Raw genomic sequence first — 13,946 nt, 5'->3', positions numbered from 1 at the left:
TTAACATTCATATTATATTTAGGTCAATTGATTTTTTGAATTGTTAAAATTGATATATTTGAATCGTTTTTTACCTCTAAATCTTGCTTTTAAAATCGCATGAAGAACTACAAGAATTCTATTTTTTACATCTCAATAACTGGAGGTTTTTCGGTTTTAATCTATTGGATTTTATCAAAAGGAAAATTTTTAGAAGTAGGTCGGGAAATAGTAGTTCCTAAATCTTTAAACGACCATTGGGCCGAATTTGTGGATTCGATGTCGCATAGCTTGAAGGAACCGCTTGCTATCTTATTGCTTCAGATTATCAGTATTATTTTAGTAGCTCGTTTCTTTGGTTGGATTTTTAGAAAAATTGGACAACCGTCGGTAATTGGAGAAATGGTTGCAGGAATTGTAATTGGTCCGTCGTTAATGGGACTTTATTTTCCTGAATTTTTTGATACTCTATTTCCGGTTGCTTCACTGGGGAATTTGAAATTTCTGAGCCAAATCGGACTTATCTTCTTTATGTTTGTCATTGGGATGGAATTGGATTTAAAAGCCTTGAAAAACAAAGCCAATGACGCCGTGGTTATTAGTCATGCCAGTATCATCTTTCCGTTTACTTTAGGGACGGCTTTGGCCTACTTTATGTATAACCAGTTTGCTCCAGATGGTGTCGAGTTTATGTCTTTTGCACTTTTCTTGGGAATTTCAATGAGTATAACCGCATTCCCAGTTTTGGCACGAATTGTTCAAGAACGAGGCATTCATAAAACGAAATTAGGGACAATAGTTATAACCTGTGCTGCTGCAGATGACATAACGGCTTGGTGTATTCTAGCAACCGTAATTGCGATTGTCAAAGCGGGTTCTTTCGTGAGTTCATTATATGTTATCGCTTTAGCTATAAGCTATGTTTTCCTAATGTTGAGAGTGGTGAGGCCGTTTTTGGAACGAGTCGGACAACTAAAAAATTCACGTCAAAGTTTAAGCAAACCAGTTGTAGCCATTTTTCTTCTCACCTTAATAATTTCTGCTTATACAACAGAAATTATCGGAATTCATGCTTTGTTTGGAGCTTTTTTGGCTGGAGCCATAATGCCAGATAACACAAAATTCAGGGCTATCTTTATAGAAAAAGTAGAGGATGTGTCGGTTATTATCCTATTGCCACTATTTTTTGTTTTTACAGGTTTAAGAACTCAAATAGGATTGATAAACGATCCTTATCTTTGGAAAATAACAGGTTTGATTATTGTTGTTGCTGTAATTGGTAAATTTTTAGGAAGTGCAATTGCAGCAAAATTCGTTGGGCAAAATTGGCGTGATAGCCTCACTATTGGAGCCTTGATGAACACGAGAGGTTTGATGGAATTGATTGTCCTAAATATTGGATTGGATCTAAAAGTATTGTCGCCAGAAATATTCACGATGATGGTTATTATGGCTTTAGTTACTACTTTTATGACAGGTCCGGCTTTGGATTTGATTAATCTTATATTCAAAACCAAAGATGCCATTATTCCAGAAGAAGTTCAGGTGGTCAATAAATATAAAATACTGTTTTCTTTTGGAAATTCCGACAGGGGAAAATCGCTTTTGAGGCTGGCTAATAGTTTTGTAAAAAAAGAAAATACCGATTCTATTGTAACAGCAATGCATCTTACCTCAAGTAACGAACTTCATACCTTCGATTTGGAAGAACAGGAAAAGAAGAGTTTTGCACCGATTTTTTCAGAATCTAAAGAATTGAATCAAAATATTATAACCTTGTTTAAGGCGTCTAATGATATCAATACTGATATTGTTGAAATTGCTAATCAAGGTGAATATGATTTGCTTTTGGTAGGTCTTGGTCAGTCCATTTTCGAAGGAACTTTGTTGGGAAAAGTATTAGGATTTACCACTAGAATCATCAACCCCGATAGGTTAATAGATAAATTTATTGGAAAGGAAGGCCTCTTTGAAAATTCTCCTTTTGATGAAAGAACAAGACAGATTATAGCAAAAAGCAAGATGCCGGTTGGTATTTTGGTCGATAAAGATTTAAAAAATCCGGATAAGGTTTTCATGCCAATTTTCAGTACCGATGATGCTTTCCTGATTAACTATGCCGAGAAATTAATTTACAATAATAATTCGCATGTCACTTTTATAGATCCAAATGAAGCTATTGCAAACAATGATGAAATCAATGAAAAAATCAGCGAAATTGAACAAAACAGTCCTAACTCTACGAAGATGGGAGAACGAATTATAAAGAAAGATTTCCTAAAGCAACAGGATATTATGATTATCAGCCTTGAAAGTTGGAAAAAACTAATCGATACTCAAAGTATTTGGCTAACAAATATTCCCTCGGTTTTGATTATTAAACCATAATTACTATATTTGATTGTCATTTTTTACACGTTTTAAAGTTAATAAGAAGAGAACCTGTTGAATCCAAAAGATTTAGCAGGTTTCTTTTATTATGCCAATCACATTATGAACTGGATTTTATTGATTATCGCGGGATTATTCGAAGTTGGTTTTGCAACTTGTTTAGGCAAAGCCAAAGAAACTTCGGGAACTACATCAGGTTTATGGATGGGAGGTTTTTTTGTATGCCTTGCCATCAGCATGTTTTTGTTGTATAAAGCGACACAAACCTTGCCAATTGGAACAGCTTATGCTGTTTGGACGGGAGTTGGAGCAGTAGGAACGGTTCTGGTTGGGATTTTTATCTTCAAAGAACCCGCTACTTTTTGGAGAATATTTTTTATTTCCACTTTGATCGCATCCATTATCGGATTGAAATTTGTTTCCAATCATTAAAGACCCAAATCCAAAACAAAGCTCAATTTTATCGAAATATTATCTTCAAATCGTAATAGTTGGTTAGGACCATATCTATAAAATCCAGATAATCCCAAGCCTTTATAGATTTGGTTTAGCTCAATACCGGATTCAAAATAACCGTCGTTCAAGGTTTTATATTCGATGCCAAAATGCTGTTCAGGCTTTTCCATATTTCCCCAAGCTGCCCTGGAAACTAAAACTACCGAAGGCTTCACTTTTCCAAAAAGATTCATGCGTTTAAAGGCATGTTTTATTTGAAGAAGTGCATATTGACTCGAAAAGAACTCATTGAAATACATGGTTTCAAAACTGTTTTTTCCCGCAAGGGTGATACGTTGCAAAATGTTGTCTTTTGTGAGGCTGTTTGGCGAAGTATTATACAAATGCGTCAAAGGAACATCGCCAAATGCATAACCAAATTCCGTGTAAAAAGAAGTTTTTTGCCCGTTCAGGTATTTTTTTTGATATTCGGCTTTAATGTCAACTTTTCCAAAATCAAAATCATTTTCCATAATACCTGGCAAAGATTTTGTAAACTGGAAAGTGAATTTCGGATAGCGTTTTTCAATTTCTAATTTACCAGTTGGTGTTTGCATAAAATCGCTAAAAGGATTCCATTGCAAGGAAACCATCGCCGTGGTCATGTTATAGGAAGTATAATCATCACTATTTTGGTTATATACATAACTAAATAGCGGTTCCACATGGCTTTGGGTAATTTGCCAAATGCTTTCCGTTTTTGGGATGATTTTCGTTTCGATATAGGCCCTCCAAGTTTTATGTCTGTAAAACGTACTCAAGTTGATTGGTCGCGGATCATAAATTTTAAAAACCCTTTTATCAATTGCAAAAGAGGTACTTGCGATTTCTCGTATATCATCCGTGTAAGAACCACCAATCCATGAATTTGAAAATTTTCCCACTCTCACAGCTCCACCAGCACTATATTTGAATTCTCCATCTTTTAAACCGTAGGCTCCATAACCGTCAAGGCGAAATTTATCCGAAAGCTTTTCATTAGTCATTCCTCCGAAACCTAATCGAAAGCCTTCATAATTGTTGTACTTAACCAAGTATCTCAAATCTATATCAAAAAAACTTAGCGGAATGTAACCATTTAAAACGCGTCTTCCGATTCTTAATTTCTTCTCGATTCCTTGCTTGATTACAATACTATCAAGAGTCTTATAAGTTTGTTTTCCTCTTGCATCAAGACTGTCTTTTCTGTATTTCTGCCAAAAATATTCTTCTTTTTTTATAGCATCATCTTTAATGTCGATAGCAATTGCTGGTTTTCTAATGGTGAGAGGAACATTAAACTCAAAATCAAAATGATTGGATTCCGACATCAGATATACAAAATCTGAAGTTACTTTTTCCTTCGTATCTGTTTTTCCGTCTTCTAAATCGCCTTCAAACTGAATTTGACCACCGAGTATTTTTATATTTTCGCTGTTATTTCCTTTTACGATTTTAAAAGTTTTCCCCTTTGGAAACCATAAATCGCTTTCTGGAAGGTATTCATAGTCATGAATTCCGCTAATGTCGATAATATTTTTGACCCTGAAAATAGCCTTTGCAATTGCATAGTTTTTTTGGTCGATGTATAAAACACCATGAAGTCCGTTTTTCTTGGCTCTTTTTTTGTTTTTGAAAAAAATCACATACAAATCACGTTCTTGAATAGTTACTGTATCTAAGATCTTAAATGTATATTCTCGCAAGGCGTCATTGGCTAAAGCTCCATCATAGCGGTTTTCGAGGAGTTCGTATTTCGAATCATAGACTGAAAAGGATTGCAATTTTAGTCCGATCAATTCATAGATAGGTTGCTTGAAACCAGCCATTTTGGTCGCCAAAACATTTTCCTTGAAATGTTGCCCATCAAATTGATATTGCGAAATCTTCTCAGTTTGGTAAATGTGTTGTTTGTCAATTATTTTTTTAAACTTAAAATCGGTAGAATCGAGTTTCACAAATTTCCGAACACCTTTATTGGTTACGAAAATAGAATCCAATGTTCCGTTGATGGAATCTGGGTTGGCGGTTATGACCAATTTATTGTAGGCTCTAAACTGAAAACTGTTGAGTTTTTTTTGTGGGTCGTTTTGTTTTTTTAAAGCAATTGCCTTTTTAATGACAGCATTTGCAGGATTTTCGCCAATTGCAACTTCTTGTAAACTCTCGGATTTTGGCGAAAGCAAGACCATGAAACTTTTTTTTCCTTGTGTATTGATTTCTTTCTTTTGAAAACCGATATAGGAAACTATAAAAGAGAGAATGGGTTCTTTGCTTTGTATGTCAAATTTGCCATCGATATCTGTAATTTCGAAGCCATTTTTGGTTGAAATTGAAGCAAATGGTAGCGGTTTATGAGTTGTCTCGTCTCGCACAACTCCAGTTATTTGGAATTGGGCTTGAGAAAAAAGCGAAAAAAATAAAAACAATACCGTTAATTGCTTCATAGAGGGGGTCTTGCAGTGATTTTCAATTGCAGTGCAAGTTACAAACTCTTTGATAAAAAAAATCCGCCTTGCGATAAACAAGGCGGATTTTATAAAATATTTATGATTTTAAACCTTCATAATTTCAGCTTCCTTAACAGCCAAAAGTTCGTCGATTTTTTTAATGTAGCTATCGGTTAATTTCTGAACATCTTCTTCTGCTTTTTTGCAGATATCTTCAGAAGTTCCGTCTTTTTCCTGTTTCTTGATATCAGTATTGGCATCTTTACGAGCATTTCTGATTCCGATTTTTGCATCTTCGGCTTCAGCCTTTGCTTGTTTTGCCAAATCACGACGGCGTTCTTCCGTCAAAGGTGGAACGCTGATAATAATCATATCACCGTTATTCATCGGATTAAAGCCAATATTTGCAATCTGAATTGCTTTTTCAATTGGCTGAATCATATTTTTTTCAAACGGTTGAATCGTGATCGTTCTTGCATCAGGAACACTGATTTTAGAAACTTGGGAAAGTGCAGTTTGAGATCCATAATAATCTACAAAAACACTTCCTAGCATTGCTGGAGAGGCTTTTCCTGCACGGATGTTCAAGAATTCTTTCTCCAAATGAGCAATAGAACCTATCATAGATTCTTTTGTGCTGTCTAATATAAATTCAATTTCTTCAGTCATTTTTTTATTTGTTATCGGTTGTTAGTTGTCGGTTGTCTGAGTTACTGATTACTGAACACTGATTACTGAACACTAAATATTTACTACTGTTCCAATATTTTCTCCTTCGCAAATTTTCAATAAGTTACCTGGCTTGTTCATATCGAAAACCAAAATTGGCAATTCATTTTCCTGGCTCAAAGTAAAAGCGGTTGTGTCCATTACATTCAATCCTTTTTTCAATACATCTTCAAACGAAATGTAATCGAATTTTGTTGCCGTTGGGTCTTTTTCAGGATCTGCAGTATAGATTCCGTCTACTCTTGTTCCTTTCAAAATCACATCTGCATTAATTTCAACACCACGTAAAACGGCTGCTGTATCAGTTGTGAAATAAGGATTTCCAGTTCCGGCTCCAAAAATTACGATTCTGCCTTTTTCAAGATGGCGAACGGCTCTTCTTTTAATATAAGGTTCTGCAATTGCTTCAATTTTTAAAGCAGTTTGCAAACGCGTCAGCATTCCTTTATCTTCCAAAGCACCTTGCAATGCCATTCCGTTGATAATTGTTGCCAACATTCCCATATAATCACCCTGAACGCGGTCCATTCCGTTACTTGCTCCAGCAACTCCTCTAAAGATATTTCCTCCACCAATTACAATCGCAATTTCCACACCTTTGTCGTGAATTTGCTTAATATCCGAAGCATATTCGGCCAATCTTGCAGGATCAATCCCGTACTGACGATCACCCATTAACGCTTCACCACTTAATTTTAAGAGTATTCTTTTGTATTTCATCTGTTACTTTAGTTGAGTTGTGCAAATATATACATATTCTGTTTTTTTGAAATATAGTTTTCAGAAAAATATGGAATTCGTTTTTTTGAATTAATTTTGCAGTTCAAAATTTGATTATGAAAGATATACTACAGGAAAGTCTTGAAAGAAGTTTTTCCTATTCAGAATATAGAACTACGGTTTCGCAATTGCTTCAAGAAGGTAAATCTTCAGGAAATACGCAGTCAGAAGATTTGCTGCACTACAGTCAGTTGAACGAAACAAGAATGAACCGTTTGGAGAAAACAATAAAGATTTCGGAAGAAAATATATTGAGATTGAAAAACCTGAAGAATGAATATATCTGGTTGGTCATTTCTGAAGGCTGGTGTGGCGATGCCGCTCAATTATTGCCAATTTTCAATAAAATGGCAGAATTGTCTGAAAATATAGATTTAAAAATTGTTTTCCGTGATGAGAATGAAGCTTTGATGAATTTGTTTTTGACCAATGGCGGAAAGTCGATTCCAAAGTTAATTGTCCTTGAAAAAGAAACTTTGAATGTAATTGCCGATTGGGGGCCAAGACCGTCTGGAGCAACAAAATTAATGAAGGAGTATAAGGAAAAATTCGGAGTGATTGATGAAACCATCAAAACCGAATTGCAATTATGGTATTTGCACGACAAGGGGATTTCGACTCAAGATGAGATTCTAAACCTTTTGTAATTAAGAATTAGCTTCGGAGATTTTAGTAATTTGCTCTACAAAGGCTTCAGGTGAAACTCCATTCTCAACACTATAATCACCAATTTTCGTACGCCTTAAAACCGTCAAATGCGAACCTGATTCCATTGCTTTTCCAAAATCAAAGGCCAAGGAACGGATGTAAGTTCCCTTGCTGCATTTTACCCTGAAATCAATTTCTGGAAGTGCTATTCTGGTTATTTCGAATTCGTAAATAGTGGTTTTCCGAGATTGAATTTCAACTTCTTCTCCTGCACGAGCATGTTCGTATAGACGTTTTCCATCTTTTTTAATAGCCGAAAAAATAGGCGGAACTTGATCAATTTCGCCTAAAAACTGCTTTACGGTTTCATGAATCAAATCTTCATTGATATGAGAAGTTGGAAAAGTCTGATCGATTTCTGTTTCCAAATCATAGGATGGAGTAGTGGCGCCAATGTAGAAAGTTCCGGTATATTCTTTGGCTTGGCTTTGAATTTCTGAAATCGTTTTGGTAAATTTTCCAGTACAAACAATTAATAATCCGCTTGCCAAAGGGTCTAAAGTACCGGCATGACCAATCTTGAATTTTTTAGGAAGCCCTGCTTTATTGATTAAGGTATATTTGAGTTTATTAACCGCCTGAAAGGAAGTCCAATGCAAGGGTTTGTCAATCAATATAACTTGGCCTTCCTGATAATCTTGTGCTGTCAATTTAAATTATTTTAGATAAATGAAATAAACCAAAAGCAAGCTTCCAGTCACAATTCTATACCAACCCCAAGGTTTGAAACCGTATTTTTTGATAACACCAATAAAAAATTTTATGGCAATAATTGAAACTACAAAAGCAATAAGATTTCCGATTAGAAACAGCTTCAAGTTCTCGCCATTTTCCATCAATAATTCATAACCTTTAAGTTGTGAATCATTATACGTCTTTAGAAAAACCGAATAACACGTAACTGCCAACATTGTAGGGACTGCCAAAAAGAAAGAGAATTCGGCAGCAGTTTGTCGTGTCAATCCTTGTTGCATCCCCCCAATAATAGAAGCGGCTGAACGGCTTGTTCCTGGCATCATCGCCAAGCACTGCCAAAAACCAATTGTTACGGCTTTCTTGATGGTAATTTGTTCTTCACTAACAATAGTTGGATTTTGAAAGTAGTTATCAATAAAAAGCAATACGAAACCACCAACAATTAATACAATCGCAATTGGAATGGGATTTCCCAAAACCGCATCAATATAATCATCAAAAATATAACCCAGAACTAAAGCAGGAACAACGGCACAGGCCAATTTGATGTAGAAATTGAATTTACTGAAATCAAAAAACTTTTTCCAGTATAAAACTACAACAGCCAAGATGGCTCCAAATTGAATCGAAACCTGAAATAGCTTTACAAAATCATCCTCTTGTATTCCAAAATAAGAACTCAAAAAAATCATGTGACCTGTTGAAGAAACAGGAATATATTCTGTCAGGCCTTCAACAATTGCAATAAGAATCGCTTGTATTAAATCCATAAAATAAGTAGAAAATGTAGTAATTAGAAAATTAGATAATGAGTTGAATTGGCAATTTGAATTATCTAATTACCGAATTATCAAATTAACTAATTCTTCTTCGGGTTTTTCAAAATGGAGTAAATCGTAATTCCAAAACCAATCAACACCGTCGTTGGTGCCAATCTGATTCTTCTGAAATTAAAGATGTCTTCGCTAAAAACCGCTGGATCTTCACTACCTCCGCCAGACATCAAAATGAAGCCTAAAGTAATAACAGCTAGACCAATCAGTAAAATTTTATAGTTCACTTTGTCAAAAAGAAACTGCTTTTGTGGTTTATTTTCCATTGTATATATATTTTAATCTATTTTTTTGTCTCCCGTCTTCCAACTTCCCTCTTTCTAATAAAGATCGTCCGTTCTCAAGTTCAAGAAACGTTGAGTAGCAAAGAACGTACTAATCCAAGTAATCAAAATCCCAACCAAAAGCACACCAAGCAAAATAGCTCCCGTCATCAATTGGTCTTCCAGGATTTCAAGGTTTGGATAATTCGTGTCGATATAATATAGTGTTCCAATCAAGGCCAAAATCGCCAAAACCGAACCAATAATTCCCAATCTAATACTTCTCCAGATAAATGGTTTTCTAATAAACGACTTCGTAGCCCCAACCATCTGCATCGTTTTGATGATAAATCGGTTCGAGTAAATCGACAAACGCATCGAGCTATTGATCAATAAAACCGCCACCAAAGCAAGAAATCCGCTGATGCAAAGGATATAAAAACTCACTTTTTTAATATTGTCGTTCACTAAATTCACCAATTGTTTATCATACACCACATCCGAAACCATTTCGTTGCTTCTCAAACGCGTTTCAATTTTTGCAATACTGTCGTTAACAATATAATCGGCCTTCAAATGCAAGTCAAACGAATTCTGCAAAGGATTCGCACCTAAAAACTCCATGAAATTTTCTCCAATAATGTCGGTATGGATTTTTGCAGCCTCTTCTTTGGTTACATAAGTATGCGAAAGTATAAACTTCGCTGTTTTCATTTCATCGTCAAAAGCCTTGATAATCGTGTCATTGGCTTCATTTTTCATAAAAACCGTCATTACGATTGTTTCCTTGAAATCGTCCGAAAGTTTTTTAGAATTTACAACAAAAAGGCCTAATATTCCCAACAGGAAAAGCACCAGGAATACACTTAAAACAACCGAAAAATAAGAAGAAAGCAGTCTGCGTTTTTGAAATTTATCGTAAGAAGAACTCATCTATATAATAATTTTTGGTAAAAATAATAAAGAATTTCTTTAAACACAGTTTATAACGTTCAAAGTTTCAACTTTCGTACAATAAACGTAAATTTGCCACCTCGAATCGATTTTTTTTGTATAGGAGCAAATCGTTCGGGCATTTTTGGAGTCCATGTTCCCGCTTTCCGAAGTAGTTTTTGTTCTGAACCCCAGAACAAAAAGCTACTTTCTCCAATCGGGGCTATTGGAAAATCCATTTTATCTTTGGAATCTTTGGTTTTAGGATTACGTTAAAATAAATTACGAATCAAAATATCATCCCTACGGGATTTTAAAAAGGTCTTAATTATTTTTTTCTACAAAAATGGCATCCCTACGGGATTAAAATTTTTAGTAGTTTTTTAGAAAAAAACCATAGGGTTGCCATTATTATAGATGTGAAATGATTGATAATTACAAAAACCCGTAGGGTTGCCATTATTATAGAAACAAATAAAACAAACCAAAACCCCATAGGGGGTGTCATTATTATAGAAATGAAATACAACCCTAACGAAATCGAAGCCAGATGGCAAAAACACTGGGCAGAAAACCAAACCTTTGCTGCAGAAAATAATTCAGACAAGCCAAAATACTATGTCTTAGACATGTTCCCTTATCCATCCGGAGCTGGTTTGCACGTTGGGCATCCGCTGGGTTACATTGCCTCTGATATCTATGCACGATTCAAACGCCACCAAGGTTTCAACGTCTTGCATCCGCAAGGCTACGACAGTTTCGGACTTCCGGCAGAACAATATGCCATTCAAACTGGTCAGCATCCGGATAAAACCACGAAGGAAAACATCGCACGTTACAGAGAACAACTCGATAAAATCGGTTTTTCATTCGATTGGAGCAGAGAAGTGCGAACTTCAAATGCCGATTATTACAAATGGACACAATGGATTTTCATCCAATTGTTCAATTCTTGGTACGATAAAGATGCCAACGAAGCCAGAGATATCAAAACATTGATAATGGATTTCGAAGAAAACGGAAACGCAAAAGTAAACGCCGTTTCCGATGATAATATTCCAACTTTCTCTGCAGAAGACTGGAAATCCTATTCAAAAGAAGAACAAGAACGAATTCTACTAAAATACAGATTAACTTTCCTTGCTGAAACCGAAGTAAACTGGTGTCCGGCATTGGGAACTGTTCTGGCAAACGACGAAATCGTAAACGGTGTTTCAGAACGTGGAGGACATCCTGTAATCCGCAAGAAAATGACACAATGGAGTATGCGAATTTCGGCCTATGCTGAACGTTTGCTTCAAGGTTTGGATACCATCGATTGGACAGAATCTCTAAAAGAAAGCCAAAGAAACTGGATCGGAAAATCAGTTGGAGCCTCTGTTACTTTTAAGGTAAAAGATTCAGAGTTCGAACGAAATGCGGTTGATTATATTCTAAGCGGAGACGAAACCAACGACCATAAAATTGAAGTCTTCACCACAAGACCCGACACGATTTTCGGAGTGACATTTATGACCTTGGCACCCGAACACGATTTAGTGGCCAAAATCACAACACCCGAACAAAAACAAGCCGTAGAAGCCTATGTTGAAGCAACTGCAAAACGCAGCGAACGCGAAAGAATGGCCGATGTAAAAACCATTTCAGGCGTTTTCACAGGAGCTTATGCTGAACATCCTTTCACGAAAGAAGCCATTCCGGTTTGGATTGGCGATTATGTTTTGGCAGGTTACGGAACAGGAGCCGTTATGGCCGTTCCTTGTGGCGACGAACGCGATTATGCTTTCGCAAAACATTTCAATATCGAGATTAAAAATATATTTGACAACGTAGATATTTCGGAAGAAGCCTACGGTTCAAAGGACAATGTGGTGATTGCTAATTCCGACTTCCTAAACGGATTGGATTATAAGAAAGCCACTCAAAAAGCCATTGAAGCTTTAGAAGAATTAGGTCAAGGAAAAGGAAAAACAAATTATCGTTTGCGTGATGCCGTTTTCTCCCGCCAAAGATATTGGGGCGAACCTTTCCCGGTCTATTATGTAAACGGATTGCCACAAATGATCGAAACACAGCATCTTCCGATTCGCCTTCCAGAAGTTGAAAAATATTTGCCAACCGAAGACGGACAACCGCCTTTAGGAAACGCAACCGATTGGGCTTGGGATAGTGTTCAGTGTTCAGTAGTCAGTAATCAGTTGATTGACAATGTGACTATTTTTCCATTGGAATTGAACACCATGCCAGGTTGGGCAGGAAGTTCGTGGTATTGGTTGCGATATATGGATGCTCACAACAACGACGAATTTGTATCGGAAGAAGCACAAAACTATTGGCAGAATGTCGATTTATATATAGGAGGAAGCGAACACGCCACAGGCCACTTGCTGTATTCCCGCTTTTGGAACAAATTTTTGAAGGACAGAGGTTTTGTCAACCAAGAAGAACCGTTCAAGAAATTGATCAATCAGGGGATGATTTTGGGGATGAGCGGTTTTCTATTTAGATTATTATTTAGATTTCAATCAAATTTGTACCAATTAGTAGAAGGAAAAATTACAAAAGAATTTTACGAGGAAGAGAATTTTTTAATACGTAATTGCGAATCTATTTTTCTCTCTTCTGATTTTGAGTCAAAAGGTATAAGATATGTTCAGGAAAAATTAAATGAATTTGATTATCTAACAGTTTTGAGAGAAGAATGGAAAAAATTAGTTTTTAAACATTTTCAAATTAGGATAGAAACTGTCTATATTGAGTATAATGGATATGCTAAAATTCACTTACCAATTGAATACCTAAAAGGAACAACTGACGAAGTTGATATTTACAGGCTAAAAAAGTGGAATTCTGAAACAAATTCTGCTTTGTATTTAGATTCTAATGGCTTAGAGGTAATAAACGATGATCAAAAGTTTTTTACAATTCGCGAAATAGAAAAGATGTCCAAATCAAAATACAACGTAGTAACGCCAGACGACATCTGCGAAGAATACGGAGCCGATACCTTACGTTTATACGAAATGTTCCTAGGACCATTAGAACAAGCAAAACCTTGGAACACCGCCGGAATCACAGGGGTTTTCGGGTTCTTGAAAAAACTATGGAAACTGTATTTCGACGAATCAGGATTGATTGTGACTTCAAACCCAGCCTCACCAGAAGCCTTGAAAGCCTTACACAAAACCATCAAGAAAGTAACCGAGGACATCGAAGGATTTTCGTTCAATACCTCCGTAAGCCAGTTTATGATTGCCGTAAACGAACTCACGGCTCTAAAATGCCACGAACGTTCGGTTCTAGAGCCTTTGGCGATTTTGATTTCGCCTTATGCACCACACATCGCCGAAGAATTATGGAAAAGACTAGGGCATGAGCAAAGTATCTCAACAGCTCCTTTCCCAAAATTCAACCCAGAATATTTGGTAGAAAGCAGCAAGGAATATCCAGTTTCGTTCAACGGAAAGATGCGTTTCACGATGACATTGCCTTTGGATCTAACCAAGGAACAAATCGAGGAAATTGTGATGAAAGACGAAAGAACCATCAAGCAATTAGACGGGAAGATGCCTAATAAAGTGATCATCGTTCCAGGAAAAATCATCAACTTGGTGGGATAGTCATTAGCTCATTTTTTTTGCCACAGATTCCACAGATTTAGTGGATTATTTTTCACAGAAATTTAATCCTTTTTAATCCTTGAAATCTGT

At 36.1% G+C, this 13,946-nt stretch carries 11 protein-coding genes; 4 read left to right on the top strand and 7 right to left on the bottom strand.

Translation table 11 applies throughout. The features are described 5' to 3' along the window. Positions 1-99 precede the first annotated feature (99 nt). Both G508_RS0100360 and G508_RS0100355 read left to right on the top strand, forming a co-directional pair. The gene (locus tag G508_RS0100360) at positions 100-2,367 is read left to right on the top strand and encodes a cation:proton antiporter domain-containing protein (protein ID WP_026703458.1); all 2,268 of its coding nucleotides are present in this window, start codon (positions 100-102) and stop codon (positions 2,365-2,367) included. Between the two features lie 105 nt (positions 2,368-2,472). Then, positions 2,473-2,802: a DMT family transporter gene (locus G508_RS0100355; RefSeq protein ID WP_026703457.1), complete on the top strand. Its 330-nt coding sequence runs from the start codon at positions 2,473-2,475 to the stop codon at positions 2,800-2,802. On the opposite strand, the gene G508_RS0100350 is transcribed toward G508_RS0100355, so the two are convergent. The 3 genes from G508_RS0100350 to pyrH all read right to left on the bottom strand — a co-directional run bounded on the left by G508_RS0100350 (position 2,799) and on the right by pyrH (position 6,743). Beyond that, complete coding sequence (locus tag G508_RS0100350) at positions 2,799-5,291, bottom strand: DUF5686 family protein (RefSeq protein ID WP_026703456.1); 2,493 nt, start codon at positions 5,289-5,291, stop codon at positions 2,799-2,801. The genes G508_RS0100355 and G508_RS0100350 overlap by 4 nt on opposite strands. A gap of 108 nt (positions 5,292-5,399) precedes the next feature. Then, on the bottom strand, positions 5,400-5,963 hold the full coding sequence (gene frr / locus G508_RS0100345) for a ribosome recycling factor (protein ID WP_026703455.1): 564 nt from the start codon (positions 5,961-5,963) through the stop codon (positions 5,400-5,402). A 72-nt stretch (positions 5,964-6,035) separates the two neighbouring features. Then, positions 6,036-6,743: a UMP kinase gene (gene pyrH / locus G508_RS0100340; protein ID WP_026703454.1), complete on the bottom strand. Its 708-nt coding sequence runs from the start codon at positions 6,741-6,743 to the stop codon at positions 6,036-6,038. Between the two features lie 116 nt (positions 6,744-6,859). On the opposite strand from pyrH, the gene G508_RS0100335 reads away from it, so the two are divergent. After that, positions 6,860-7,450 carry a thioredoxin family protein gene (locus tag G508_RS0100335; protein ID WP_026703453.1) on the top strand — a complete coding sequence of 197 codons (591 nt, stop codon included), beginning with the start codon at positions 6,860-6,862 and terminating at the stop codon, positions 7,448-7,450. On the opposite strand, the gene truB is transcribed toward G508_RS0100335, so the two are convergent. The 4 genes from truB to G508_RS0100315 form a co-directional block, all read right to left on the bottom strand. Beyond that, positions 7,451-8,161, bottom strand: coding sequence for a tRNA pseudouridine(55) synthase TruB (truB, locus tag G508_RS0100330; protein WP_026703452.1), 711 nt, complete (start codon positions 8,159-8,161; stop codon positions 7,451-7,453). Between the two features lie 6 nt (positions 8,162-8,167). After that, positions 8,168-8,977, bottom strand: coding sequence for an undecaprenyl-diphosphate phosphatase (locus G508_RS0100325; protein ID WP_026703451.1), 810 nt, complete (start codon positions 8,975-8,977; stop codon positions 8,168-8,170). Between the two features lie 89 nt (positions 8,978-9,066). Beyond that, the gene (locus G508_RS0100320; RefSeq protein WP_026703450.1) at positions 9,067-9,306 is read right to left on the bottom strand and encodes a DUF3098 domain-containing protein; all 240 of its coding nucleotides are present in this window, start codon (positions 9,304-9,306) and stop codon (positions 9,067-9,069) included. A gap of 54 nt (positions 9,307-9,360) precedes the next feature. Then, the gene (locus tag G508_RS0100315) at positions 9,361-10,236 is read right to left on the bottom strand and encodes a cell division protein FtsX (RefSeq protein WP_026703449.1); all 876 of its coding nucleotides are present in this window, start codon (positions 10,234-10,236) and stop codon (positions 9,361-9,363) included. A 518-nt stretch (positions 10,237-10,754) separates the two neighbouring features. Between G508_RS0100315 and G508_RS0100305 the strand changes: the two genes are divergently transcribed. Further along, positions 10,755-13,856, top strand: coding sequence for a leucine--tRNA ligase (locus G508_RS0100305; protein ID WP_026703447.1), 3,102 nt, complete (start codon positions 10,755-10,757; stop codon positions 13,854-13,856). Positions 13,857-13,946 lie beyond the last annotated feature (90 nt).

This window comes from Flavobacterium soli DSM 19725, assembly GCF_000422705.1.
Taxonomy (GTDB): Bacteria; Bacteroidota; Bacteroidia; order Flavobacteriales; family Flavobacteriaceae; genus Flavobacterium; species Flavobacterium soli.
The sequence above is the reverse complement of the archived record's forward strand: the minus strand, read 5'-3'. Positions and strand labels throughout refer to the sequence as shown.